Below are 24531 nucleotides of genomic sequence, written 5' to 3' on the forward strand. Positions count from 1 at the left end.
AATTTTAAGCATTGTGGCTATGTTGTTTTATTAGCGAAGCGACGATGTATCTCTTTGATGCAATTAAATCGATAAAGGGAAGTTTTGTGTTCGTCTCGATACGTTGAACGATGTCCTTTTTTTCCTTTTCTTCAATAGGTAAATTATGAATGATCTGAAGCACATTTGCTGAGATCTTCATAATTGCTTCTTGAATGACAACTTCTTGATAGGATTCGTACCTATTATTCGTTGTTTTAACAACTCTTTTGATGACAGAGTCCATTTTGTATAACTCAATCATGACGTCGGCTACCATTCGTAAATGCTCTTGATCAATGATTTGTTCATTCGATGTTAATGCTTTCATACATTCCATTGTTATTTCTTGAGCAGCAATCAAATAGCTATTTTTTTCATTCGGTAAAACGCTTACATTTTTCATTTCTTTAAATCTCTTTATTGCTCCCTTGGCAATCGTTAAGCGATTAATTTCATTCGTTCCTTCAAAAATTCTTGCAATGCGAGCATCTCGATATAATCCTTCAACTAAATAATCCTGCATAAAGCCATTGCCACCATGAATTTGCACCGCTTCATCAACTGTTTGAGAAACTACTTCAGAACAGATAACTTTATTGATTGCACATTCAACAGAAAAGTACGAAATAACTTTTTCTTGTTCAAATTGATCAGGCGTATCTTTTAATGCATCATCTAATGCGCCAGCTGTTCGATATGCACAAGTTTCGGCCACAAAAACTCCAGTAGCCATGTTTGCAATCTTCTCAGAAATCATCGGGAAACCGATAATTGCTTGTTTGAATTGCTTTCGTTCTCGAGCATATTGACAAGCTTCATGCAGCGCTTGCTTGCTCGTTCCAATATTTGCAAATGCAAGTTTTAACCGTGCAAGATTAAGTGTATTCAGCGCTACATAATGTCCCTTACCGACTGAACCTAATATATTCTCCTTAGGAACTTGAACATCCTCTAAAAATAAGCTTGCAGTTGATGAACCTTTTATCCCCATTTTTTCTTCTTCAATTCCAGTTGAAACACCTTTAAATTGTTTTTCTACAATAAAAGCTGTCATTCCATCATCGGTATTAGCAAAAACTATGAATACTTCTGCTAGATTTGCATTTGTAATCCACTGTTTCTCTCCATTTATAATCCACGAACCGTCGTTTTGTCTTTTAGCATATGTTTTTGCGTTTAATGCGTCAGAGCCCGCATTGCTCTCGGTTAACGCATAGGCAGATACCCATTTACCTGAAGAGATGTAAGGCAAGTACTTCATTTTCTGCCCCTCTGTTCCGTAATAATAAAACGGAAGGGTACCTACTCCAGTGTGAATATTATAAGAAACACTAAATGATCTTGCATGCCCTAACTTTTCTGCCACTAAACCAGATATGACCTTCGTTAAGGATAGCCCTCCGTATTCTTCAGGTACTTCTATGCTAAGTAAGCCTAATTCACCAGCTTTTCTAAAACGCTTTAGCACTTCTTCATAATTCATTTTTTCAAGTGAAGTTAAATGTGTGAGAATTTCTTTGTTGACGAATTGTTCTGCTGTCTTTGCAATGAGGAGATCATCTGATGAAAAATCTTCTGGTGAAAAAATCGTTGTAGAGTTGTAGTGAAATGTCGGGTGAGATTCTGATTTTAATTGATTTGCATCTTGGCTCATTTGTAACCTCCAGTTTTCGATTAGACAATCCAATTGCCAAAGACGACAATTGGATTGCATATAATCAGAAAGATTTACTGCCCTTTCGTTAAGACCGTTTTTGCTACAGTTTGATCCAGTTCTTCATAACGGTAGTAAGAAATCGCATCATACAGTTCGCTTCTAGTTTGCATCTGATCCAAAGCATTTTTTTGACTTCCCGTATCTTTAATTAACCTAAAAACATCTTCATATGCTTTTGCAGCAACTCGTAATGATGTGACAGGATAGATCACCATCTTATATCCTAAGTTTGCAAATTCATTTGCTGAATAATAAGGCGTTTGCCCGAACTCAGTCATATTCGCAAGTAAAGGCTGCTCAAGTTTCTCAGAAAAAGTACGGAATTCTTCCTCTGATTTTAATGCTTCAGGAAAAATTGCATCAGCTCCTGCTGCAATATAGGCATTCGCTCTCTCAATCGCTTCATCCAAACCTTCTACTCCACGGGCATCCGTCCGTGCAATGATGTATAGAGTTGGTGCTATTTGTTTAATCATTTTAATTTTTTGGCACATTTCTTGCTTTGAAATTAACTGTTTTCCATTGAGATGGCCGCATTTTTTAGGAAGAAATTGATCTTCAATTTGAACGGCCGCAACGTTTGCTTCGACCATTTCTCTTGCAGTCCGAGCAACATTCAAAACACCACCAAAACCCGTATCAATATCAACGATCAAAGGAAGATTCGTTGCACGAATGATTTCTTTCGCTCGCTCTGCTACTTCTGCTGAAGTAACAACCCCTAGATCTGGTAATCCTTTGCTTGCTGTATACGCTGCTCCCGAAAGGTATAAAGTATGAAAGCCAGCTCTTTTAGCGATGATTCCTGCCATTGCATCATGTGCGCCAGGAATTTGTGTGATTACATTCTCTTTTAATTGTTCTTTAAATGCTGTGACAAGTTCCACTTGAGTAAGTGGTTGATCTACGATCCAAGCCATATAAGCTCCTCCCTTACACAATAAACAATTCCATAAAGTCAGGAATCGTGACTTTTGGTAAATCTTCTTTTGCAAAGCTCGCTTTTTCAATAGATTCCACTTGTTCATCTGAATAGAATGCGCGTAAGTTTGCAGAATACTTCTCAATCACCTTTGGTATCGCCTCGTCACGACGGAAGCGATGTCCTAAAGGAAATTCGCATTCTACTAACTCTGTAGATGTTCCATCAGTGTAATGTACTTGAACTGCGTTAGCGATTGAGCGCTTGTTCGGTGCAAGGTAGTCAATTGTATATTGATTATTTTCGACTACATTCATTTTATCCCTTAACTCATCAATTATTGGATTGCTTGCTGCTTCGTCCTCATAATCCTCAGCAGTAATATTCCCGTTTACTAACGCAATAGCTGTAATGTATTGCAAACAGTGATCACGATCTGCCGGGTTAAAAAGTGGTCCTTTTTTGTCAATAATTCGAATTGCCGATTCATGTGTTTCAATCGTGATTGAAGCAATCTCTGACAACCGCTCCTTTACTTGTGGATGTAGTTGGATCGCACATTCTGCTGCCGTTTGCGCATGAAATTCAGCTGGGAAGGATACTTTAAAGAGTACGTTTTCCATTACATAAGAATCTAGTTTCCTAGCTAGCTTGATTTCTTTGCCTTTAAAAAGAACATCTTGAAAGCCCCAACCCTTTGCTGTTAACCCTGTTGTATAGCCCATTTCACCTTTTAAAGCCATCATTGCCAATCGTACTGCGCGGCTAGTTGCATCACCGGCAGCCCATGATTTCCGTGACCCTGTATTTGGCGCATGACGATATGTTCTTAAACTTGAATTATCAATCCACGCGTTTGAAAGCGCATTAATAATTTGTTCACGTGTTCCACCTAGCATTTTAGTAACAACTGCTGTAGATGCTATCTTTACGAATAGTACATGATCCAAACCAACTTTATTCAAGCTATTTTCCAGTGCTAGTACTCCTTGTATTTCATGAGCTTTGATCATCATTTCTAACACGTCATGAACAGTAAGTGGCTCCTTACCTTCTTGTACATTCTTTTGGCTAACATAATCAGCAACTGCTAGAATCCCTCCAAGATTATCAGATGGATGTCCCCATTCTGCTGCAAGCCAAGTGTCATTATAGTCCAGCCAACGAATCATACAGCCGATATTAAAAGCACCATTCACTGGGTCTAACACATAAGATGTGCCTGGGACACGTACTCCATTAGGTACAACTGTTCCTGGAACAATTGGTCCTAGTAGCTTTGTGCATTCTTTGTAATTTAGAGCAAGTATGCCGCATCCTAACGTATCTAGTAAAACATGATATGCAGTATCGTATGCTTCTTCGCTCTTAATCTCTTTATTTAGTACATAGTCAGCTATTTCTTCTAAAATATGATCAACTTTCTTTTGTTCATTTGTCTGAATCATGTACATCTTCCCTTTCCATCTGTTTTTCGATATGATAGAAATGTGTGTTTGGCAGAACACGCATTTACTAGCGGCAGATCCTTGTTTGAATCTTTATTCTTTCGTTGTGGTTTGTCGCTGGCCTATATAATTCACTCTAGGTCTGAAAAGTTTGTTTTGCCTATGCTGTTCAATAACATGTGCACATAATCCAACTGTCCTTGAACTGAAGAAAATCGGTGTATACAACGGAATCGGAATACCTAGCATCCAATAGACAGGTGCTGCATAATAATCGAGGTTAGGGTATAATCCTTTTTCCTTCTCCATTACCAACTCTCCAGCAACACACATGTTGTAAAGTGTGAAGTCTCCTTTTTCCTCACATAATTCCTTTAATGCTTCCTTCATGAGAAGTGCACGTGGATCCATCTTTTTCATGTACACACGATGGCCGAATCCCATCACTTTATCTTTCTTTTGTAATTTTTCATATAATAGCGCTTCAAAGCCTTCAACTGTTTTTGCATCTAACAGCATGTACATAACCGCTTCATTCGCACCACCGTGTAAATGTCCTTTTAGAGAAGCGACAGCTCCAGTCAGTGCTCCATATAAATCTGACTTTGTAGAAGCAATCACTCTTGCTGCAAATGTTGAGTTTGGCATTTCGTGTTCGCTGTACAGCAATAAAGACACATCAAAAATTCTCTCTTCTTTTACTGAAGGTACTTTCCCTGTTAGCATGTATAAGAAGTTGGCACTATAGGATAACTCTGTATCTGGTTTAATAGGCTCTAATTGGTTCAATATTCGATAGCTATTCGCTACAATATTTGGCATGCATCCTAACAAACGATACGCTCTTTTTTTATTTAATGTCTCATCGTCAATCTGTTGATCATAGCCTGCTAATGAAGATAAACCTGTTCTTAAACCATCCATAGGGTGAGTTTCTTTCGGCAGTAATTGAAGAACGCTATATATTTTTTCAGGAACTTCGTAATGATTCTTTAAAGTAGCTTCAATCTCCAGCTTTTCTTCATCCGCTGGTAAATGGTCCTCTAACAGTAAATGGACAATGTCTAAGTAAGCGTTAGTCTTGGCTAATTGAATTAAATCGTATCCTTTTATGACTATTTCACTGTTCACAGTATCAAGAAACGAAATCGATGTTTCTGTTGCAATGACACCATCTAAACCAGGTGAAAAAGTTTTTTCAAGATTCAATTGGACTCATCCCCTTTTCCGAATAGTTCTTCATCAATCATTTTGTAAGCCCTTTCAAGATTAGCATCATATATTTTCAATGTGTCAGCATCTTCGACTTTACGTTCAACCTCTCGTTTTAAATTTGAGTATATTTCTTCGAGACTTGTTATTTGATTTATAAAGAAGTTGTTCAACATGGATGTTTTAAATTGATCTAAAAAATACTCAAATGTTCCAAACAAGGATGTCCTCCTAACTTCACGCAAATTTTTTCCAAACAAAAAAACAACTTCAAATAGTGAAGTTGTTTATGCGCGAATGAATAATGAAATAAGCTTGTTTTTAATGAAATTTCAAACAAACTTTATACGATTCGCACTAAACACCCCCTATCCACGTAGGTCATTGATGCGTGCTAAAACAGGCAGGTCTCCTGGCTTATGATCATCACTCTTCGCACCCTTCCCATTTTCACATAGAAAACAGTGGTTTTTAACGAATCGCTCCCAAATACAGTTGCGGGACAGCGTCGGGGTCTAACCGATCTTCCCTTTTAAGCAGATAGAAAATCCATCTGCACCTATTTTTTAACACCTATTCAATTTTCATCTTTACCATATCAAATATTCACAAAATTTACAATTGTTTTTTCAAGGTCTGCCGTTTACATAGATTCGTAAACGACAATGACCTTGGTTAATTAATTGAAATGAATGTTAAAAGGATCGTTGATATTGCCTAAATGATAGGAACACAAGTATGCATGCACTGCAAAATAGAAGGACTAAATAAGTGATTTGTGGAGCAATGAACCCAAAGTCCATTTGACTAGAGAGCATGTTTCTACCTGCATCAACTGCCCAATTCAATGGATTGTAGTTGGCAATGATTTCAACCCAATTGGGCACTAATTCCAATGGAATAAATAATCCCGATATAAAGAGTAATGGCATCATTGTGAAGCTGACAGCAGCTGTTAGACTGGATTCATTTCTTACAATTAGCGCCACTGCTACGGATAAACCAGCCATTGACAGGCCTAATAAAACTGCAATCATAATAAAAAGGAGAGTTCCGATTAGGCCACCAGCCATACTTGCACCTAATAATTTTGCGATAAAGATCATTAAACCAGCTTGAAAAGCAAGTGTTAAACCATCTTGAAGAAATGAACCAAATAGATAAGATGATCGATGAATTGGAGCGATTAAAAGGCGATCGAGCACACCATCTCTATAATCACTGATCATTCCCATGCCTGCATATGCTCCAGACATCATTGTACTCATCATCACGATACCTGGTCCTAGGAAATCCATGTATGAACCTCCACCAAATCCAGGAATTTCTGCTATCTTTGAAAAAACTTGGCCGAATAAAAGCATCCAAACGATTGGTTGAACAATAGTCATTAGGACGATAAAAGGAGAACGTAAAATCGTACGAAAGGAACGGAGAAAAATTGAAAGTGTATCAGTAATCCATTTCATTTAGTTTCCACCTCTACTAATCTCTTACCAGTAAACTTTAAATAGACATCATCTAAATTTGGTTTATTGATTGAGACAGAATGAACAGATAGTTTTGCTTCTTCAAGAGTGTGCAAAATTGACGATAAGTGATTTGCGCCATCAACTACTTGAACTTGGACGCTTTCTACACTTTCAGTAACTTGATAGTTTTCATGCAAGAGTTGGTAGGCAGATTTTGCATCGTTGCTATAAATTGTGATGGTATCTCCGCCGAGCAATTGCTTTAACTGCTCTGAAGTGCCTTCTTTCACAATTTTTCCATTATTCATAAAACCTATCTGATTGGATAATTGATCAGCCTCATCCATATAATGTGTAGTAAGAATAACCGTCATCTTTTCATTTAATTGAAGCTCTCTAATAGCGCTCCATAATTCTGTGCGTGCTTCTGGATCTAGCCCTGTTGTAGGTTCATCGAGAAACAATAGCTTCGGACGATGAATCATTCCCATTGCTAAATCTAACTTCCTTTTCATCCCTCCAGAATATTGCTTACTAAGCCGATTAGCACTTTCTGTTAGTTGGAACATTTCGAGTAATTCTTTTGTTCTGTTTATTAATTCTTCGCCTTTAAGTCCATAGATTCTCCCTTGAAGCATTAAATTTTCCTTGCCTGTTCCCATTGGATCTACACCAGAATTTTGGGCGACACATCCTATTAATCTAGGATTTATTTTTTTTTGACCAAAATATCGAATCTCTCCTGAATTGATTTTTCCTAATGAGAGCAATGTTCGAATCGTCGTTGTTTTACCTGACCCGTTTGGACCGAGTAAAGCATAAATCTTCCCTTCTTCAATTTTTAGCGATAAATCATTTAATATATGTTGCTTTTTTCCGAAACTTTTAAAAACCGATTTCATTTCAATCGCATAAGTCATTCTTTCTCAACCCTTTCTTCCTGAATTTTCATTGCCGCTGTGATGAAATCAACAACTTCTTTTGTCATCGGATAGAACATCACCCCATCGCTTTCTTCAGAAATTGCATCCCATGCATTATTGAGAAACTCTTCATCATTCCCGAACATGTCTTGAACACCTTTCATCCATCTGTTTGTAAGATTTTGTGCCATTTCTGATGCGGGATTCGCATCTAAGTTTTCTTTAATTTCCATAATCAAATCTACCCATTGTTGAAGTTTTTCCTCATCCATACTGACCGAGAGCATTTTCTCTTGTTGCTTTTCATCCATATATCGATTCAATACGTTAGTCGCTTCATTCCCACCATTTTGAAACAATTTCATCGTTCCGAAAACTAGCGGCCAATTTACTTCCTTCTCAATTTCAAAGGAATAAAGAAGGCCACGTATCGATCGTTCAAGCTCATCTAATCTTTTCTTCTCAGCTACGATCATTTGCAGCTGGCCATGTAAAGTGTCCTCCCATGTATCTTCTGCAGAGTTTTTTAAAATCGCCCCTACTTGCTCTAAAGAGAACCCCAAGTATTTCAATGATAAGATTTGTTCTAATCGAAGGACATCTTCTTCCCCATATAAACGATGTCCTCCTTCCGTCATATCTTTCGGTTTTAATAGTCCAATCTCGTCGTAATAATCCAAAGTTCTTACCATTACACCAGACTTTTTTGAAAGCTTTCCAATCGTATACAATCTATAAAAACCTCCTTGCTAAGATGTAAGTAAATTATAAAACACCACGTAACGTATGATTCAAGCTACTTTTTAAAATTTTCCAATTATTTTGTAAAAATCTGAAACGGTACGTTTTTTTAACGAAGATAGAAAGTGTTGTAAAAAACAAAAAAAGAACAGTGCCTCTCACTGTTCTCAACGTTTACTCATTGTTTTTCAGAAATGCCACAGTTTTCTCAATGATCAATTTTTGATCGTAATCTAGTGTGGCAACATGGTAGCTATTCTCTAAACGAATGATTTCCTTTGTATCAGATTGAATTTGCTCATAGATTTTGATTGAATTGTCAGGTGGAACAACATGGTCCTCATCAGAAACGAATATCAATGTTGGACATGTGATTTTTTCAATCTTTCCTTTCACATCTTCCATTAGCTTCACGATTTGCTTAATCGATGCTACTGGAGTTTTATCATATGCTAATTCAACAATGTCTGGCATTTTTATATCCGATCCAATGGCATCTAAAAATCTTGAATCTCCAAATTCGTGAACAGCTTCCATGGCTGGCACTTCTATTGCAGCATTTATGAGGATGATTCCTTTTAGGTCTGAGTGTTGCTGCGCCATATGTAGCGACAACGTTCCACCCATGGATAATCCAACCATATAAATTTCATCACAACGTTCTTTTAACCAATCATATCCTTCTTCAACAGAGGATATCCAATCATGATAGGTCGTTTTTTCCATTTCTTCATAATGAGTTCCATGTCCGTTTAACCGCGGACCACATACTGTAAAACCAGCTTCAGCAAGCGCTATACCGATTGGCCTCATGCTTTGGGTGCTTCCGGTAAAACCATGTGAAACTAAAATACCAGTCCGACCACCTTCATAATAAAAAGCTTCAGCACCATCAACCACTTTGTACACTTTTTCCACCTTCATCTCTCCAATCAAAATGAAATCGCTGTCAAAGTTGCCAAAAAAAAACTTACATATACAACAATTTAAACTCTTTGTCCCTATTGTCATGTAAGTTGATTATGATCTATTCTACTGTCAGTATAGCGATTCTATTGTTCATACGTCAATCATTCATACATTATACGGATTTATATGATTTCGCTTTAGTAAAAAGGATTAAGGCAATGAGTAAGCCAATTACCCCAAACCAAATTAATACATTTTGTACAGAAATGCCAAACGAAACGAACGTAGTGACAATTCCGTATGAAATCGGATCGAATCCATTCATCGCTAAGAAAATAATGCTCATTACTCTTCCCATGATTCGATAGTCAGTTTTTTCTTGAGCAACTGTGAAAAATGGAACATACACAAATACCATTGCAAAGCCGATAAAGAAGATCATTGCCGTTAACCAAATTAATTCTGTTAATAAAGCAAAGCCCATAAATAGGATCATAGTGGCAAAGAGTGCGAAGATTGTTGTTGCCCCACGTTTCCTCTTGATTGTGTATTGGCTTAAAAAAATGCTACCAGCAAGCATTCCAATTCCTAAACTCGCTTCCATTGCACTTAAGTTTAAAGGTGTTCCTCCATACATATCTACAAGGAGGGGGATCGCTATGTGCAATGCACCAAATACGAAGAAATTCAATGTAATCAATACGGCTATACCTATTAAAAGAAAGTGGGATGAACGCACATAACGGAAACCTTCTTTTAAGTTTTCCAATGGACTTTCTTTTGATTTTTTCTCATCATCTTCTTCACGAATAAACTTTGGAAATACAATGATTGCCGATAAAAGAGCTAATCCAAAAGCGACCAAGATACTGCCTTCGACAGCATGAAACTCCATGATTACCCCGGCTAATATTGGGCCTATAACAAATGAAATTTGATCAGCACCTTGAAATATTGCGTTTGCCTTTTGTAAATGTTGTGACGGGACAATTTTAGGGATTAATGCCGAACTTGTTGGCCCAAAAAAGGCGTCTAAAATTCCAAATAAAGATGCAATAATTAAGAGCATATAGAATTCGAGATTCCCATTGCTTATAAACAAGAATAAAGTTAAAAGTAAGAGCGACTGTACAAAATTTGTAATGAACATGATCGCTGTCTTTTTATATTTATCTGCCACGATTCCTCCGAATACCATCGTTAGTAATCGTGGAACAGTTGCAGCGATTAAAACGATTCCAACTGCACTTGCTGATTGAATTTCGCTTATTACATACCACGAAATCGTTGTTAAAAACATGCTGTAGCTCATAACTGCAAACAAACCTGCTACTAGCAGCAAGACGAAAATCCGACTCTTAAATAAACGAAAAGATTGTTGTTCCATAAATATAACCTCTCAAAATCAATATAGACCGACCGGTCAGTCTAGTGTATACTTTACTTGATTTATAGTACAATTGTCAATAGAGAAGCTTTGGAAGGAGTTTTCCTGATTGAAAGAGAAAATTATTCATGCTGCAAAAGAGTTATTTAGTCAAAAAGGCTATAATGCTACTTCCACCGCAGATATTGTTAAAGCCTCTGGGAGTAGTAAGGGGACTTTGTATTATCATTTTACAAATAAGGAAGCTTTATTCTTAGAAATTATGGAACGAGAAGATCAATTATGGTTCACTGAATGGGGAAAAATTGAGACTAAATGCACATCTAACAAAGAAAAATTTTACCGCTTTAATGAATTTTCTGCGGTTGAGGACACCGGTCATCCTTTAAGAATGGCGATAGCTGAATTTTACTCAAAAAAACATGAATCTCCTGCTATTATTGAAAGACTAAAAGAATTGGATAAGCGTTACGTAAATTTTTATCATGATCTTTTTACTTCAGGAAACGATGCAAATGAGTGGAGTATAACAGATATTCAATCGAAAAGTGAAATTGCTGCATATACATTTGGTGGAATGGATATATTTTTAAATCACGCATCGATTGAAGAAAGAAAAAAACGTTTTAAACAATACTCGGATTTATTTTTAAATGGATTAAATTAATCCTACAACTACCGATTCAGATCTACAATAAAAATACGTTTTTATCGTGTGTAGACAAAGTCTAAAATCGACTTTGTCTACATGATTTTTAAATGGATTACTAAATACAAAAGATAAACCGTTAGACAGTCTGAAATAAAACCGTTTCCTTTATTTATCACCGATTGTCACGATAACTCCGTCTATGTTATTACCTGACACTGTGTACCATTTATGTTCTGGAATTTGGATTTCCATAGAGATTTGTCCAACTGGATAATAGTCAATTCTGTAGGAATTCCCCTCTAAAGTCACTTCAATCGACTCTTTTTCTTTTAAGTAATCGATATACTCCTCAAGCACCATCTCTTTTTGATGCATGATTGCACTATGTGGAAGCCCAACATATCGTATATGCCAAGGCTCATATTGAATGCCTGTTATGTTAAACTTCCCTTTAGGATAACGGAGAATAAAACCATGCTTCCATGCTTGTTCTTCGACCCATTTTCCTTCTGGAGCTACAGCCATTTCTCCATTTGTTGAACCCACATCTACCGCAAGCCCCATTTGATGTTCACTGTAGCCGGCAGGCAATGCATATTCTGGCCCATTCTGTTCATAAAGTCGTTGTTGATCGTCAAAACTTCTAAAAGCGCTTGTTAGCATAAAATTGTTAACTCCAGCTTGATTTCCTGATTTTACAAGTTGCTGAAAAGCTGTGGCAATCCTTTTGGATATAATCGTGTCATTGTTTAAAAGCATATATCCTTCTTGTAAATTTGGATATTCAATAATTTGAATTAGATCGTCCGTTATAGAATCCTTTTTAATTGGAAACTCATGATTCACTAGTAATAAATCTCCTTTATATATGTCCTCTATCTCGATGGTTAAATCTACCGAATCATCTTCACTCTCAGTTCCACTCTCTTCACTCACTTGTATATCGATTTCATCTTTAAAGGATACATATTGAGCTTCTATTATAAATAAACAAACTATGACGACAGTACATAAGAAAATTCCTTTTTTCATCTATTCAACCTCCTCCAAACACTATCATTATAGAAAGAAAGAATGAAAAAACGGTTAGGAAAATCCTTAAAGTTTTCTTAAAATTGCTCCATTTAACTACAAGAAGGAAGATATATTTCTACATTATGGTAAAATGATTATACATAATAAATTTTAGGAGGCAACGTATGAATAATCAGAAGATTATCTCTTTATTTTTAGCATGGATTCTTCTTCTAGTAATTGAAAATTACTATCTATATTTATCAATTGGCGACTCAAAAAGCTTAGCACTCATCTTATCCATTATCCTCTGTACTTTAGTTGTTGGAGCAGTAGGTATATATTTAGCCCACAAGTCGATTCATCATAAAGATGATAGTCAATAGAAAAAAGACTTTAGATCACTCATAAAGTGTTGATCTAAAGTCTTTTTCACATAAGAAATTCTTTAAAAAACGATTTCAATTATATTAATATTTATAAGATTGTCCACCATCGATTGGAATGACCGTTGCATTAATAAAGTCTGCTTGATTTGAGAGAAGAAATGCAACAAGGTAGCCGACTTCTTCAGGTTTTCCAAATCGTTTCATTGGGTTAACACTAACAAATTCTTTCCCAGCTTCTTCCCAATTATCTCCACCGATTTGTCTTAATGAACCTTCTACCATTGCCGTCATAATTGCCCCTGGTGCGATTGCTTTAATACTAACACCAAATTGTCCGTACTCAACACCTGAGTTACGAGTGAGTCCAACGACTCCATGCTTACTTGCAGCATAACCTGATTGATTTCCTACGCCACGAATTCCGCCAACTGATGCTGTATTTACGATCGATCCAAAGCCTTGCTCTTTCATTACTTTTAATACATGTTTCATTCCATAAAATACACCATTTAAATTAATATCTACGACACGCTGGAATTCTTCAATTCCAAAATCTTCAGTAAGATTTTGTTTTCCTTCAATCCCTGCATTATTAAAGAACCCATCAATTTGACCGAATGTATCTAGAGTGTGTTTTACATATTTCTTGACATCTTCTTCCTTCGCAACATTTGCTTCAACTAGCTCAATCGATGCATTTTGCACCTCTGCTAAAATCTCATTTTTTGACTCGTTTAAGCCCTCTACATTAAGATCAACAAGTACAAGTTTTGCACCTTCAGATGCAATTTGTTTCGCTGTTGCTCTCCCTAATCCAGATCCCCCACCAGTAATAATAATAACTTTGTTCTCAAAACGATTCATGTTGCTACCCCTTTTCATACAGTTATGATAATATTTTTACAACTTCGATTCCATTGTATAAACATTGAATTATCAAATCAATCAGTAAACAACTAGTATTTGTCTATCATATCAACACATACTATTATTGTGTTGAATTCAGGAGGAAATCATACATTGAAAAGAGAACAACATCTTTCTAAGCAAAGTACACGAACGAAATCACATCTTAAAAATGCGTTTATCTCGTTAATTTATGAAAAGGGTTACAGTCATGTGACGGTGACAGATATTATAAAAAAAGCTGATTTTAACCGAACAACATTTTATCTTCATTACCAAGATAAGCAATGCATTACTGATGAATTACAACGTGAGATGTTTGAACAAATCAAAAAAATGTCGATGAGGAAGTATGAAAAGCAAAAGAAAATCTCTATCAATGAAATGGGGCCTCAATCATTTGAGCTAACAAATTTTATATTTGAAAATAAACCATTCTTCATGCTTTACATAACAAAAGATACAATACCAGGACTTCATCAAGACATGCCAAGAGCTATCTATGAGGTTTTAAATGAACATTTTATCCTTACCTCCCTTACAACTAATCTTAATATCAATGATGCTGCCTATTATTTATATATGGCGCACGGTACAGCTGGACTACTAATGAATTGGATCGAGAGTGGCTTTAAAACTCCACCAGAGGAAATGTCACAAAAGCTCATCGATATTCTACAATCTTTCGCAAAAGATTTTGTGATTACAAGTAAATAAATGATACCTGTAGATAATTTCAAATGCATTACCTACAGGTACCTGTTTTTAAATTAACTATGAACATAAATCCCTCTAACTGAAGGATAAAAAAATTACCCATTATTTACCTTAGATAAAATCCTTCCTTAGTATCCCCATATGGATGATGTCATGCCACGTACCGTTCCGATATAAGCTTTCTCGACTCGTACCCTCCAAAACAAATCCAACTTTTTTATACACATGAATTGCCTTGTCGTTAAATGAAAAAACTTTTAAAGAAACACGATGAAGATTCAATTCCATAAAAGCAAATTCAAGCATCGTTTGAACAGCTTCAATACCATATCCATTTCCCCAATAATTCTTCTCTCCAATATCTAAAATAAATTCAGCGTTACGATTTTTGTGATCTAAATGAACAAATGATGTAATTCCTATCGCTGTTTTTTGTTCATAATCTTCAACGATATACGTTTTGCTATTATTCGATGATAATAGCACGTTTTCAACGAATTGTGATGTATCTTCTAATGAGTACACATCCAATTCCATACTCGTTGATTTCATCACTTCAAGATCATTTCTCCATTTATGATAAAGATGAATGTCGTTTATTTCCATCTTTCTAAATGATAACCGTTTTGAATTAAGCATAGTCATTTCACTCCTATTTTTGTCTATACGAACAGGTATATTTCGTTATTACTGTTTAATCGAATTAATCTTAATTGTTGAGTCATCCAGACATTTTTTGTACTTTTTCCAATTCCATATCTGTTGGATAGATACCATTCTACCATTTATTTCTTAACATTTTAATAAATCGAAATAGTAAGAGAATTAGCTATTATTAACTAGTAAACTTTAGTAGTTTCTTCACTTAACTTAATTTTCTTAATATTATACCATTTATTTCATACCAAAATATTAGGAGGGTTTAAATGAAGAAACAACTATTATCAATTGCGTTATCTTCCGGCTTAGTATTAGGAGCGATTAGTTCACCTATTGTTCTCGCAAAGCCTGTGGAGACGATCCAGCATCATCCTACTAAAAACTTTGATCATCAGGTGATTAACAAATTAAAAGTTGATAATATATACAACAATATTGCTTATTTGGAAAAAACACCTCGTGTAGCTGGTACAGAATCTGAGCATAAAGCAGTTGAATATATTAATAAGCAATTTAAATCGTATGGTTATAAAGTCGATGTTCAACCATTTACTTATTTCGGTTTCACACCACCACATACGATGGAATTATCTGTAGATGGCTATGACGGTGAGTTGAAACCAGCTTCATTAACATACACGGTAAGTGGTGAAGTCAATGGTGAACTTGTTTATGTTGGCCTAGCAACAACAGCTGAGCTAGAGAATCAGGATTTAACTGGAAAAATTGCACTCGTTAAGCGTGGAGAGATTTCCTTTGCTGAGAAAGTTTTAAACGCTGCCGAAAAAGGTGCTGAAGCTGTTTTAATCTTTAATAATACGGCTGGCGCCCTAAATGGAACACTTGGTGAAGCAAATGAGAGCTTTGTTCCCTCCTTGTCGTTAACAAAAGTAGAAGGTGACGCTCTAGAAGCTAAACTATCAAATGGTGAAACACTAACAGCAACATTAAAGATTGAAGGAGCTAAAACGGGTGAAAACCTTTCACATAATGTAATTGCCACAAAAGAGCCAACAAATAAAAAGAAAGATACAGGTGATGTAATTGTAGTAAGCGCTCATCATGACTCAGTCGCACTAGCACCTGGAGCAAATGACAATGCTTCAGGCACAGCAATGACATTAGAGTTAGCACGAGTATTTAAAAACTTACCAACAGACACTGAAATTCGATTTATTACATTTGGTGCTGAGGAACTTGGATTAATTGGTTCTAGACATTATGTAGCCAATCTATCAGATCAAGATAAAGAAAAAATCATTGCGAACTTCAATCTTGATATGGTTGGTAGCAGAGATGCTGGTGACTTAGTAATGGCCACATTGGACGGAGAACCTAATCTCGTAACAGACCTTGCAGGTGCTTCGAGTACACGATTAAATGGATTCCCAACTACTCTCACACGTGGTGGCAGCAGTGACCATGTCCCTTTTGCAGAAGCAGGAATTCCAGCAGCACTATTCATCCACAGCCCAACAGAACCTTGGTACCACACTCCTGAAGATACACTAGACAAAATCAGTAAAGAAAAACTACAAGATGTTGCAGAAATTGTTGGTACAGCTGTATATGATCGAGCACAGTTTGACAATAAAGGACCGAAACCAAAGAAAAAGAAAGTGAAAGCTGATAAGCAAGCATACTATGAAGAGAATGTGAGATAATATGCTGAGGACTAGAAAAGAAGATTTCTAGTCCTCTTTCTATTTAGTTACCATTATATATAATGAAGAGATAAGTGTTGTAGAGGAATACACTAATATATAAAGACAGGGGAACGAAGTAAATCATTCAAGATTTTATTTCGTAAAGGAGATTTTGAATTGGTGAAATTATCGAATCAGAATAAAGGTACATTCAGAAGATTTATGACTTAATAGACAGCCATATGAAAGAAAAACACCCCTTTACCGGAGTGTTTCCATTTATCTGACTTTTTGACGTCTCATCCATTGCGTCGCTACCCATTTTTCACCGATTATAACTGGTGCTCCACCATGCAATGTAGCTTCATTTAATCCTTGATCTTCATAGAAATATTCAAAGTAAACGGCCATTCCTTTTTTGGGATTGACAGAAAATTTCAACTTCGGAAAATAGGTTGCTCCACCTTCTTCTACATCATTTAAGTAGATGACAAGTGTGCTAATTCGATTGTTTTGACTCGCTCTGCTAGTCTCTGCAAAATAATCAAAATGTGCCTTGTATTCTTGACCAGGTGTATAGTTCAAAATTTGAAGCCCTTCCGCATGCTCAACCGGGATATTCATAATAGAAGAAATACGTTTTTCTATTCTTTCAACGATCGGATTTTCACTTTCCTCAAAAAACATTCCACTGCTCGTTCGAATTTGATTTTCTTCGCGAATTTCCCCGATTTTAGAACGTTTCAGCTTATCCTTTGACAATGAAATAAGTTGTTCACATTCCTCTTCACTAATTACGTTTCCTAAAATCACTACTAGTGGCTCCTCAAACCTAGCTAGTATATCAATCTCTCGATCTTCCGTCATAATCTTCTGTCCGATGTGATGAAAAATTGATTGCTCTTTCGCTTCTAAACCTTGAATCACCTATCATCAGCTCCCTATTCAGTTTTCAAATACCTTTTGAATCTAGTTATTTCGAAATAATTATAAAGTAGCAAGCCCCATTTGACACGTACTATTTTTCTCTCTATTCAAATAAATAGATTGACAACGAATCATTTATAAAACATTTATTAGAATAAGGGCAATGATAAAGATAATCCCCGGAATTATAATGAATAGACTAAGCTTTTTTTCTATTTTCTGCAGTTTCTTCATATGAAGATCCAGCAGTGCGTATATGAGCGATGCTGTACACCCTAACAAGGCAAAAGGGACTGAGCGATCAAACATAAAGAATGGCAATACGCCGCCAAGTATAACCAAAGCGAGAATATACACCAATTTATTGCTTGCAAATAACTTGCGATTCAAATATGAGACAATGATTGAAGCAAGATTTCCATATAGAAGCACAATCCCACCACAATATATGAGAGATAATATAAACCATGTAAACAGTAACTCTCCATCAAGTGTACCATCTATAAAGGTGAAGACGATTGATGTAATGATCGACATTGATAAAATCGTTGAAAATGAAACTGCTAATTTGCGAGCAAATACTCTTTCAAATTTTAGATAATGATCCATTTTCTCACCTCAATGAATCCAAATTCTTTGGATGCTACTCGGGTTTACTACTGACCTTAGATTACCATCATTATCGAAAAGCTTGATGGGGGTCAATCGCTTAAAATCATACTCTACCCTTTCTAATTCTCTAAGGAAGTCCATTGACTCTTCATGTGACAATTTAAAAGATAGCGGTTGTCCACCTATCATAATTTCTACAATTGTAAGCTGCTGTTTTTTCTTGAACATATTACTCTCCTTTATTTCAATTATTCTCTCCTTATTATACATGAACTTTGATAAAAGAATTGGGAAAGTATGGATAACAACAAACTTCTTAATACTGATATACAAAAAAAGCAAGTAAGCTAGGAAACCTAACTTGCTTGCTTTTAAATCAATTATTTAATTAACTCAAGTTCAACTGGGATAAATTCTTCTATGCTGATCCCTTCAAGCACTTTTAATGCCGCTTCAACTGCTTGTTGACCCATTAAGTCTGGCTTTTGAGCTACAGTTGCAGCTAATTTTTGATCTTCAACAGACTTAACTGCGTCATCAGTAGCATCAAATCCAACAACAATGACATCGCTTAAACCAGCAGACTCTAATGCTTGTAGTGCACCAAGTGCCATTTCATCATTATGTGCAAATACCGCTTGGAAATCACGTGTACTTTGGATGATATTCTCCATTACAGATAAACCTTCAGCACGGTCAAAATTAGCTGTTTGTTTTACAGCAACTTCATATCCATCTGCTTCAGCAATTGCTTCATTAAATCCATTTCCTCTTTCACGAGCTGCAGAAGAACCTGGAATTCCTTCTAATTCAACGACTTTAGCCGTTTCGCCAAGCTGTTCAATGATAAACTCCCCAGCCATTTTCCCACCAGCAGCGTTATCAGAAGCGATATGTGCAACAACTTCGCCACCCTCTGCACTACGGTCAACTGTAATAACTGGGATATTTGCTTTGTTTGCTGAACTAATTGCTGATGCAATCGCATCGGAATCTGCAGGATTAACCAATAAAAGATCTACACCTTGTTGAATTAAATCTTCAATATCACTTACCTGTTTAGCAGGATCGTTTTGTGCATCAACAGTAGTGATTTCTAATCCCAACTCCTTCGCCTTTGCTTCAGCACCATCACGAAGTGTAACGAAGAATGGATTGTTTAGAGTAGAGATTGATAAGCCAATTTTCTTTGCACCATCTCCGTCATCATTGTTGTTATTAGTATTACTGTCATTACCGCCACCTTGATCTAGTGAACAAGCTGTTACTAACGTTAACACGATTAGTAATGCAAATGCTTTAAACCATTTTTTCATTACGTATTCCTCCTTGTGTATTATAAGATATCATTTATATTAGGCAGCTTTTTTTCGGTCTAATAATACAGCCAAAAGGATGACGCCACCTTTAACCACTTGTTGATAGAAAGAAGAAACATTCAATAAGTTTAAGCCGTTATTTAACACTCCTATGATTAGTGCACCTATTAATGTACCGAAAATCCATCCTCTTCCACCCGATAGGCTTGTTCCACCTAAAACAACAGCGGCAATCGCATCTAGTTCATAACTTGTTCCTGCAGTTGGTTGTGCAGAATCTAATCTAGACATTAATGTGATACCAGCCAGCGCTGCGAATAACCCGGAAATTCCATAAACACCCATTTTTAGACGATCAACTTTTAGACCTGATAAACGTGAGGCTTCTTCATTTCCGCCAATCGCATACACGCCACGACCGAATGTCGTTTTCTTTAAGATAAAATAAAGGATTATATAAGTAGCCATTAATGTAACTACAGGAAATGGAATTCCTAAAAAATATCCTTTTCCAATCATTTGAAAAGCAGTAGAATCTGATAAACCAGTAATCGGTCTACCTTCCGTATAAACAAGTGTTAAGCCACGGAAGATCGTCATCGTTGCAAGGGTAGCAATAAACGGAGCGACCTTTCCTTTTGAAATGATAAATCCATTGAATAGACCCATAGCTGCACCTGCTAGTAATCCAATAAGCACTGCAAGGATTGGGTCAATACCACTTGTAAGCATCCCTGCTGTTAAAGCAGAAGATAAGGCAAGGATTGAACCGACAGATAAATCAATCCCACCTGTTAAAATAACAAACGTCATACCAAATGCGATTAAGGCATTAATGGATACTTGACGTAGTACATTAAACAAGTTATCCATTGTTGAGAAGTTTGGACTCATAATTGATAAAACAACGATTAGTAATAATAACCCTAGTACAGGTCCGAGCTTTTGGATCGTACTTAATCCTTTTGAAAGCCTATTCATTATTTTGCACCTCCAGTTGCTGCTTCCATAATTTTTTCTTGGTCGGCATCCGCCTTGTCTAAGATTGCAGCAATTTTCCCTTCGTGTATGACAATGATTCTGTCTGACATTCCTAAAACCTCAGGCAGTTCAGAAGAAACCATGATGATTGAATTTCCTTTTTCAGTATGTTCATTCATAATTGTATAAATTTCTTTTTTTGCCCCAACATCCACTCCACGAGTTGGCTCATCAAGTATTAAGAGTTTCGGATCAATTCCTAACCACTTGCCAATTACTACTTTTTGCTGATTGCCGCCGCTTAAAGATTTAACTTCCTGCGTATGACCAGATGTTTTAATATGAAGCTTTTCAATCATGCTTTGTGTGAATGCCTTCTCTTTTTTCTCAGACATCACACCGGTTTTAGAAAGTGATTTCATGTTTGGAATTGCTAAATTTTCACTAACTGATAACCCAAGAACTAGCCCTTCGTCTTTTCTGTCCTCCGTTATGAATCCGATGCCTGCTGCTATTGCGTCATAAGGTTTTCTGATCGTTAGTTTTTGACCATCTAGAGTAATCGTACCTGCACTTTTTTTTCTTGCTCCAAAGATTGCTTCCATGATTTCAGTTCTTCCTGCGCCCATTAACCCTGCAACACCGACAATCTCACCTTTGTTCACATGAAAAGAAACATCTTCGAAAATCCCCTCTGCACTTAAGCCTTCCACTTTGAAATACGGTTCACCAATTGTAGCTGTTCGATTAGGAAAACGTTCTCCAAGTTCACGGCCAACCATCATTTTCACAATTTCTTCAAAGCTTGTTTCTGGTGTACGTTTAGTGCCAATGGATTGACCATCTCTTAAAACCGTAATTCGATCACACATTCGGAAGATTTCTTCCATTCTGTGAGAAATATAGATAATAGCAACGCCTTCTTTTCGAAGCTGATCCATTACAGAGAATAGTGTTTCAATTTCACGATCGGTTAAGGCCGCAGTGGGCTCGTCCATGATTAAAACCTCAGTGTTCGCTGCAATTGCTCGAGCAATTTCGATCATTTGCTGCTGGCCGACGGATAATTCACCTGCTGGCTTTAACGGATCAATATCGATGCCTAATTTCTTCAAGTACTCTCTCGTATTATCATTCATTTCTTTTGTCTTTAAGATTCCAAAAGGAGAGATTTTGAGTTCTTTACCGAGAAACATATTTTCTGCCACCGTTAAATATGGAATAATGTTTAATTCTTGATGAATTACAGCGATGCCAGCAGTCTCTGCTTCCTTCGGCGAAGAGAAAGCAACTTTGTTTGATTTATAATAAACTTCGCCTTCATTCGCCTTATGAATTCCTGTTAAAATTTTTACGAGCGTAGATTTACCTGCGCCATTTTCACCCATCAATGCGTGAATTTCACCTCGGTTCAAGTCAAAATCCACACCTTTTAACACTTGAACATTAAAGAAGGTTTTATGAATATTCTTCATTTCAACAATTGCATTTGTCATTAAAAAATCACTCCCGCATGTAAGATCACATTGGCATATGGAGTTGCTTCACCTGTTCGTATAATCGCTTTTGCATGCTTTGTTGCAGCTTTAAGCGCTTCATGACTTACATAATCACATTGCTTAAATTTTGAAGTCAATGCTTCATGAATCGTGTCATTCTGCTCTGCAACTTCTTTTGCAATCGTGATTCTTTCAATTTCTAATTCTTTGGCAACCTCATGTAAAACATCTAAAAATGAAGGAGTTCCAAGCTTTAAAGCTAGGTCAATTTTCTTTACTCCATTAGGAATGGGAAGACCACAGTCCGCAATTACAACTGTATCGGTATGTCCTAGATCACAAATGACTTTTGATATTTCACTATTTAATAGTCCATGTTTTTTCATAATGGAACACCTCACTATTTCGTATTGTCTACAGATGGAAGTTCTTCTCTATTTGGCATTCCAGATTGAGCACCAAGCTTTGTGACTGATAGACCTGAGGCGAGAATGGCAAATGAGATGGCATCATGAAGTGCTTTCCCTTCTGACAAACCAACTGCAAGCGCACCATTAAACGTATCGCCAGCTCCCGTCGTATCAACAGCTTGTACTTTTATAGCAGGGAGGATAACTCTATTTTCTCCTTGAAAATATTCAACGCCCTCGCTCCCTCTAGTAATGATCAGCTTTTGCTTTAACATCGTTAAAGTTTGCTTATCGTCTTTATATTCTGACAGCAATTCTTCTGCTTCGTATTCGTTCGGTGTTAAATATGTCACCTTAGAAAGCCAATGCTTAGGAATCGATTGGAATGGGGCAGGATTTAAAATGACCTTTACATTTTCTTCAAAAGCAATTTCAAGAGCTTTTTCAACAGATTCAAACGGTATTTCGAGTTGTAATAACAACCATTTGCTCTTTTGAATTTCTTTGCGATGTGCCTCTACTAGCTCTGGTGTGACATGTGCATTTGCTCCAGGAACAACGACGATATGGTTGTCATTATTATGAACCGTAATGCTCGCTGTTCCGGTGCTTGTGCCAGCTACTTTCTTGATAAACTCAGTTGCTATTCCTTCACTTTTCAAATGACTTATATACTGTTCTCCGAATAAATCATTGCCAACACGACCTAGTATCATGATATTGCCGCCAAGCCTTGCAGCAGCAACAGCTTGATTCGCGCCTTTCCCTCCGGGTACTGTAAAGAATGATTCACCCATCACTGTTTCTCCTAAGATTGGAAGCTTATTCGTTACAGTTACAAGGTCCATATTGATACTACCAATGATTGTAATCACTTAAATTCTCCTTCTCTTGTTGTTTCTCTTTCTTGCAATTCAGTTTCAAAAACAACATGTTTTTCGCATAATTCTTCACCTTGTATGAGATCAAACAACATTAATGCCGCTCTTTTTCCCATTTCATAGATTGGTTGCTCCATCGTTGAAATTTCAGGTGATAGGTTTTTTGTCCATTCAATTCCATCAAATCCGATGATTTTGAGCTTTTCTGGAACATTTATATTTAAGCTCTTAGCCGCTTTCAATGCACCGACAGCCATGACATCGTTCCCAGCAAAAACTCCATCAATTTCCGGATGCTTTACGAATAATTCTTTCATTGCATTTTCAGCTTCTTTTATATGATAGTTTCCGGAGCAAATAAATCGTTTATATCCTGTTTCTATCAATAGATCCTCATACGCTTTTTGACGTTCAATAGCGTTAACAATTCCACTTGGCCCAGCTATATGGGCAATATTCTTACAACCTATATCAATTAAATACTGAACTGCCTTACGTGAACCATCATAATGATCGACAGTGACAGATGGTATGCTTTCATGAAAAACACGGTCTAATGCAACGATAGGTAGGTTAAAGCTCTCCAAGTGATGAATTTGAATATTATTAGAAACGATAATCACGCCATCTACATGATTTTCCACCATCTTCTCTAAATACATTAATTCCTTTTTGATATTGTCGTCACTGTTACAAAGGAATGTTGTATATTCAGCTTTGATCGTTACATCCTCTACTGCTCGTACCAACTGCGGAAAGAACGGGTTGGTGATATCTGGAACAATGTAGCCAATCATTTTCGATTTTTTCTTAAAAAGGCTTCGAGCTACATTATTAGGTCGATATTGCAATTCTTTGATTGCAGCATCAACTTTTTCCTTTGTTTTTTCGTGAACATACCCTTGGCTATTTAACACGCGTGATACAGTTGCAACTGATACACCAGCATGTTTTGCTACATCCCTAATCGTTACCATTTAGACGAACCTCAACATTCTATATGAATGTGTAACCGGTTACACATTTCCTATATGATATACCGGTCACTGTAACCGGTTACATATGTTTTAACATTAATATGTTATGTTTGTCAATATAATTTCCCTATATATTCATCATTAATTATAAAAAGGTTATACTATTTCAAAATAATAATAGAGTGGGAT

At 36.5% G+C, this 24531-nt stretch carries 25 protein-coding genes and 1 riboswitch; of the genes, 4 read left to right on the forward strand and 21 right to left on the reverse strand.

Annotation, left to right across the window (positions count from 1 at the left end; genetic code table 11):
• Window positions 1-4: 4 nt before the first annotated feature.
• The 10 genes from AC6F34_RS01545 to AC6F34_RS01590 all read right to left on the reverse strand — a co-directional run bounded on the left by AC6F34_RS01545 (window position 5) and on the right by AC6F34_RS01590 (window position 10752).
• Window positions 5-1675, reverse strand: a complete 1671-nt coding sequence (locus AC6F34_RS01545) for an acyl-CoA dehydrogenase family protein (RefSeq protein ID WP_500768271.1) — start codon at window positions 1673-1675, stop codon at window positions 5-7.
• 74 nt (window positions 1676-1749) lie between these two features.
• On the reverse strand, window positions 1750-2658 hold the full coding sequence (gene prpB, locus AC6F34_RS01550) for a methylisocitrate lyase (RefSeq protein ID WP_500768273.1): 909 nt from the start codon (window positions 2656-2658) through the stop codon (window positions 1750-1752).
• 13 nt (window positions 2659-2671) lie between these two features.
• Window positions 2672-4108 (reverse strand): bifunctional 2-methylcitrate dehydratase/aconitate hydratase, encoded by a 1437-nt coding sequence (locus tag AC6F34_RS01555; RefSeq protein WP_500768275.1) that lies wholly within the window; start codon window positions 4106-4108, stop codon window positions 2672-2674.
• Between the two features lie 93 nt (window positions 4109-4201).
• Entirely contained in the window at window positions 4202-5317 is a 1116-nt protein-coding gene (gene mmgD, locus AC6F34_RS01560; RefSeq protein ID WP_500768277.1) for a citrate synthase, read from the reverse strand.
• Window positions 5314-5541: a hypothetical protein gene (locus AC6F34_RS01565; protein ID WP_500768280.1), complete on the reverse strand. Its 228-nt coding sequence runs from the start codon at window positions 5539-5541 to the stop codon at window positions 5314-5316. The genes mmgD and AC6F34_RS01565 overlap by 4 nt, the downstream gene beginning before the upstream one ends.
• 164 nt (window positions 5542-5705) lie before the next feature.
• Window positions 5706-5898: riboswitch (cobalamin riboswitch) on the reverse strand.
• A gap of 117 nt (window positions 5899-6015) precedes the next feature.
• Complete coding sequence (locus AC6F34_RS01570) at window positions 6016-6789, reverse strand: ABC transporter permease (protein WP_500768282.1); 774 nt, start codon at window positions 6787-6789, stop codon at window positions 6016-6018.
• Complete coding sequence (locus AC6F34_RS01575; protein WP_500768284.1) at window positions 6786-7712, reverse strand: ABC transporter ATP-binding protein; 927 nt, start codon at window positions 7710-7712, stop codon at window positions 6786-6788. Before AC6F34_RS01575 ends, AC6F34_RS01570 begins: the two co-directional genes overlap by 4 nt.
• Complete coding sequence (locus AC6F34_RS01580; protein WP_500768286.1) at window positions 7709-8446, reverse strand: MerR family transcriptional regulator; 738 nt, start codon at window positions 8444-8446, stop codon at window positions 7709-7711. The genes AC6F34_RS01575 and AC6F34_RS01580 overlap by 4 nt, the downstream gene beginning before the upstream one ends.
• A gap of 184 nt (window positions 8447-8630) precedes the next feature.
• Complete coding sequence (locus AC6F34_RS01585) at window positions 8631-9380, reverse strand: alpha/beta hydrolase (protein WP_500768288.1); 750 nt, start codon at window positions 9378-9380, stop codon at window positions 8631-8633.
• Between the two features lie 157 nt (window positions 9381-9537).
• Window positions 9538-10752: an MFS transporter gene (locus AC6F34_RS01590; protein WP_500768290.1), complete on the reverse strand. Its 1215-nt coding sequence runs from the start codon at window positions 10750-10752 to the stop codon at window positions 9538-9540.
• A 109-nt stretch (window positions 10753-10861) separates the two neighbouring features.
• Here AC6F34_RS01590 and AC6F34_RS01595 point away from each other — a divergent pair, with 109 nt between their 5' ends.
• Window positions 10862-11419, forward strand: coding sequence for a TetR/AcrR family transcriptional regulator (locus AC6F34_RS01595; RefSeq protein ID WP_500768292.1), 558 nt, complete (start codon window positions 10862-10864; stop codon window positions 11417-11419).
• 150 nt (window positions 11420-11569) lie between these two features.
• Here AC6F34_RS01595 and AC6F34_RS01600 read toward each other — a convergent pair whose 3' ends face one another.
• Window positions 11570-12436: a M15 family metallopeptidase gene (locus tag AC6F34_RS01600; RefSeq protein WP_500768294.1), complete on the reverse strand. Its 867-nt coding sequence runs from the start codon at window positions 12434-12436 to the stop codon at window positions 11570-11572.
• Window positions 12437-12603: 167 nt separating this feature from the next.
• On the opposite strand from AC6F34_RS01600, the gene AC6F34_RS01605 reads away from it, so the two are divergent.
• Window positions 12604-12804 (forward strand): hypothetical protein, encoded by a 201-nt coding sequence (locus AC6F34_RS01605; RefSeq protein ID WP_500768296.1) that lies wholly within the window; start codon window positions 12604-12606, stop codon window positions 12802-12804.
• Between the two features lie 84 nt (window positions 12805-12888).
• Here AC6F34_RS01605 and AC6F34_RS01610 read toward each other — a convergent pair whose 3' ends face one another.
• On the reverse strand, window positions 12889-13671 hold the full coding sequence (locus tag AC6F34_RS01610) for an SDR family oxidoreductase (protein WP_500768298.1): 783 nt from the start codon (window positions 13669-13671) through the stop codon (window positions 12889-12891).
• A 156-nt stretch (window positions 13672-13827) separates the two neighbouring features.
• On the opposite strand from AC6F34_RS01610, the gene AC6F34_RS01615 reads away from it, so the two are divergent.
• Window positions 13828-14430, forward strand: a complete 603-nt coding sequence (locus tag AC6F34_RS01615; RefSeq protein ID WP_500768300.1) for a TetR/AcrR family transcriptional regulator — start codon at window positions 13828-13830, stop codon at window positions 14428-14430.
• A gap of 111 nt (window positions 14431-14541) precedes the next feature.
• On the opposite strand, the gene AC6F34_RS01620 is transcribed toward AC6F34_RS01615, so the two are convergent.
• On the reverse strand, window positions 14542-15069 hold the full coding sequence (locus AC6F34_RS01620; protein WP_500768302.1) for a GNAT family N-acetyltransferase: 528 nt from the start codon (window positions 15067-15069) through the stop codon (window positions 14542-14544).
• A gap of 287 nt (window positions 15070-15356) precedes the next feature.
• Here AC6F34_RS01620 and AC6F34_RS01625 point away from each other — a divergent pair, with 287 nt between their 5' ends.
• Window positions 15357-16754 carry a M20/M25/M40 family metallo-hydrolase gene (locus AC6F34_RS01625; RefSeq protein ID WP_500768304.1) on the forward strand — a complete coding sequence of 466 codons (1398 nt, stop codon included), beginning with the start codon at window positions 15357-15359 and terminating at the stop codon, window positions 16752-16754.
• Between the two features lie 261 nt (window positions 16755-17015).
• Here AC6F34_RS01625 and AC6F34_RS01630 read toward each other — a convergent pair whose 3' ends face one another.
• The 8 genes from AC6F34_RS01630 to AC6F34_RS01665 all read right to left on the reverse strand — a co-directional run bounded on the left by AC6F34_RS01630 (window position 17016) and on the right by AC6F34_RS01665 (window position 24342).
• On the reverse strand, window positions 17016-17603 hold the full coding sequence (locus AC6F34_RS01630) for a 2OG-Fe(II) oxygenase (protein WP_500770079.1): 588 nt from the start codon (window positions 17601-17603) through the stop codon (window positions 17016-17018).
• 195 nt (window positions 17604-17798) lie between these two features.
• The gene (locus AC6F34_RS01635; RefSeq protein WP_500768306.1) at window positions 17799-18272 is read right to left on the reverse strand and encodes a hypothetical protein; all 474 of its coding nucleotides are present in this window, start codon (window positions 18270-18272) and stop codon (window positions 17799-17801) included.
• A 383-nt stretch (window positions 18273-18655) separates the two neighbouring features.
• Window positions 18656-19591, reverse strand: a complete 936-nt coding sequence (gene rbsB, locus AC6F34_RS01640) for a ribose ABC transporter substrate-binding protein RbsB (protein WP_500768308.1) — start codon at window positions 19589-19591, stop codon at window positions 18656-18658.
• A 39-nt stretch (window positions 19592-19630) separates the two neighbouring features.
• Window positions 19631-20575 (reverse strand): ABC transporter permease subunit, encoded by a 945-nt coding sequence (locus AC6F34_RS01645; RefSeq protein WP_500768310.1) that lies wholly within the window; start codon window positions 20573-20575, stop codon window positions 19631-19633.
• A complete protein-coding gene (locus tag AC6F34_RS01650; protein WP_500768312.1) occupies window positions 20575-22071 on the reverse strand; it encodes a sugar ABC transporter ATP-binding protein in 1497 nt (498 codons plus the stop codon). Before AC6F34_RS01650 ends, AC6F34_RS01645 begins: the two co-directional genes overlap by 1 nt.
• Entirely contained in the window at window positions 22071-22460 is a 390-nt protein-coding gene (gene rbsD, locus AC6F34_RS01655; protein ID WP_500768314.1) for a D-ribose pyranase, read from the reverse strand. The genes AC6F34_RS01650 and rbsD overlap by 1 nt, the downstream gene beginning before the upstream one ends.
• Window positions 22461-22474: 14 nt before the next feature.
• Window positions 22475-23359 (reverse strand): ribokinase, encoded by an 885-nt coding sequence (rbsK, locus tag AC6F34_RS01660; RefSeq protein ID WP_500768316.1) that lies wholly within the window; start codon window positions 23357-23359, stop codon window positions 22475-22477.
• Window positions 23356-24342 carry a LacI family DNA-binding transcriptional regulator gene (locus tag AC6F34_RS01665; RefSeq protein WP_500768318.1) on the reverse strand — a complete coding sequence of 329 codons (987 nt, stop codon included), beginning with the start codon at window positions 24340-24342 and terminating at the stop codon, window positions 23356-23358. Before AC6F34_RS01665 ends, rbsK begins: the two co-directional genes overlap by 4 nt.
• Window positions 24343-24531: the final 189 nt, after the last annotated feature.

This window comes from Niallia sp. CD-39 (genome assembly GCF_059874745.1).

Coding starts and splice junctions, on each gene's coding strand:
- rbsB (WP_500768308.1), bottom strand. CDS start 19,591: ATGAAAAAATGGTTTAAAGCATTTGCATTACTAATCGTGTTAACGTTA.
- AC6F34_RS01630 (WP_500770079.1), bottom strand. CDS start 17,603: ATGACGGAAGATCGAGAGATTGATATACTAGCTAGGTTTGAGGAGCCA.
- AC6F34_RS01650 (WP_500768312.1), bottom strand. CDS start 22,071: ATGACAAATGCAATTGTTGAAATGAAGAATATTCATAAAACCTTCTTT.
- rbsD (WP_500768314.1), bottom strand. CDS start 22,460: ATGAAAAAACATGGACTATTAAATAGTGAAATATCAAAAGTCATTTGT.
- AC6F34_RS01590 (WP_500768290.1), bottom strand. CDS start 10,752: ATGGAACAACAATCTTTTCGTTTATTTAAGAGTCGGATTTTCGTCTTG.
- AC6F34_RS01570 (WP_500768282.1), bottom strand. CDS start 6,789: ATGAAATGGATTACTGATACACTTTCAATTTTTCTCCGTTCCTTTCGT.
- AC6F34_RS01600 (WP_500768294.1), bottom strand. CDS start 12,436: ATGAAAAAAGGAATTTTCTTATGTACTGTCGTCATAGTTTGTTTATTT.
- AC6F34_RS01645 (WP_500768310.1), bottom strand. CDS start 20,575: ATGAATAGGCTTTCAAAAGGATTAAGTACGATCCAAAAGCTCGGACCT.
- AC6F34_RS01545 (WP_500768271.1), bottom strand. CDS start 1,675: ATGAGCCAAGATGCAAATCAATTAAAATCAGAATCTCACCCGACATTT.
- prpB (WP_500768273.1), bottom strand. CDS start 2,658: ATGGCTTGGATCGTAGATCAACCACTTACTCAAGTGGAACTTGTCACA.
- AC6F34_RS01575 (WP_500768284.1), bottom strand. CDS start 7,712: ATGACTTATGCGATTGAAATGAAATCGGTTTTTAAAAGTTTCGGAAAA.
- AC6F34_RS01605 (WP_500768296.1), top strand. CDS start 12,604: ATGAATAATCAGAAGATTATCTCTTTATTTTTAGCATGGATTCTTCTT.
- AC6F34_RS01610 (WP_500768298.1), bottom strand. CDS start 13,671: ATGAATCGTTTTGAGAACAAAGTTATTATTATTACTGGTGGGGGATCT.
- AC6F34_RS01665 (WP_500768318.1), bottom strand. CDS start 24,342: ATGGTAACGATTAGGGATGTAGCAAAACATGCTGGTGTATCAGTTGCA.
- AC6F34_RS01585 (WP_500768288.1), bottom strand. CDS start 9,380: ATGAAGGTGGAAAAAGTGTACAAAGTGGTTGATGGTGCTGAAGCTTTT.
- AC6F34_RS01620 (WP_500768302.1), bottom strand. CDS start 15,069: ATGCTTAATTCAAAACGGTTATCATTTAGAAAGATGGAAATAAACGAC.
- AC6F34_RS01625 (WP_500768304.1), top strand. CDS start 15,357: ATGAAGAAACAACTATTATCAATTGCGTTATCTTCCGGCTTAGTATTA.
- AC6F34_RS01635 (WP_500768306.1), bottom strand. CDS start 18,272: ATGGATCATTATCTAAAATTTGAAAGAGTATTTGCTCGCAAATTAGCA.
- AC6F34_RS01555 (WP_500768275.1), bottom strand. CDS start 4,108: ATGATTCAGACAAATGAACAAAAGAAAGTTGATCATATTTTAGAAGAA.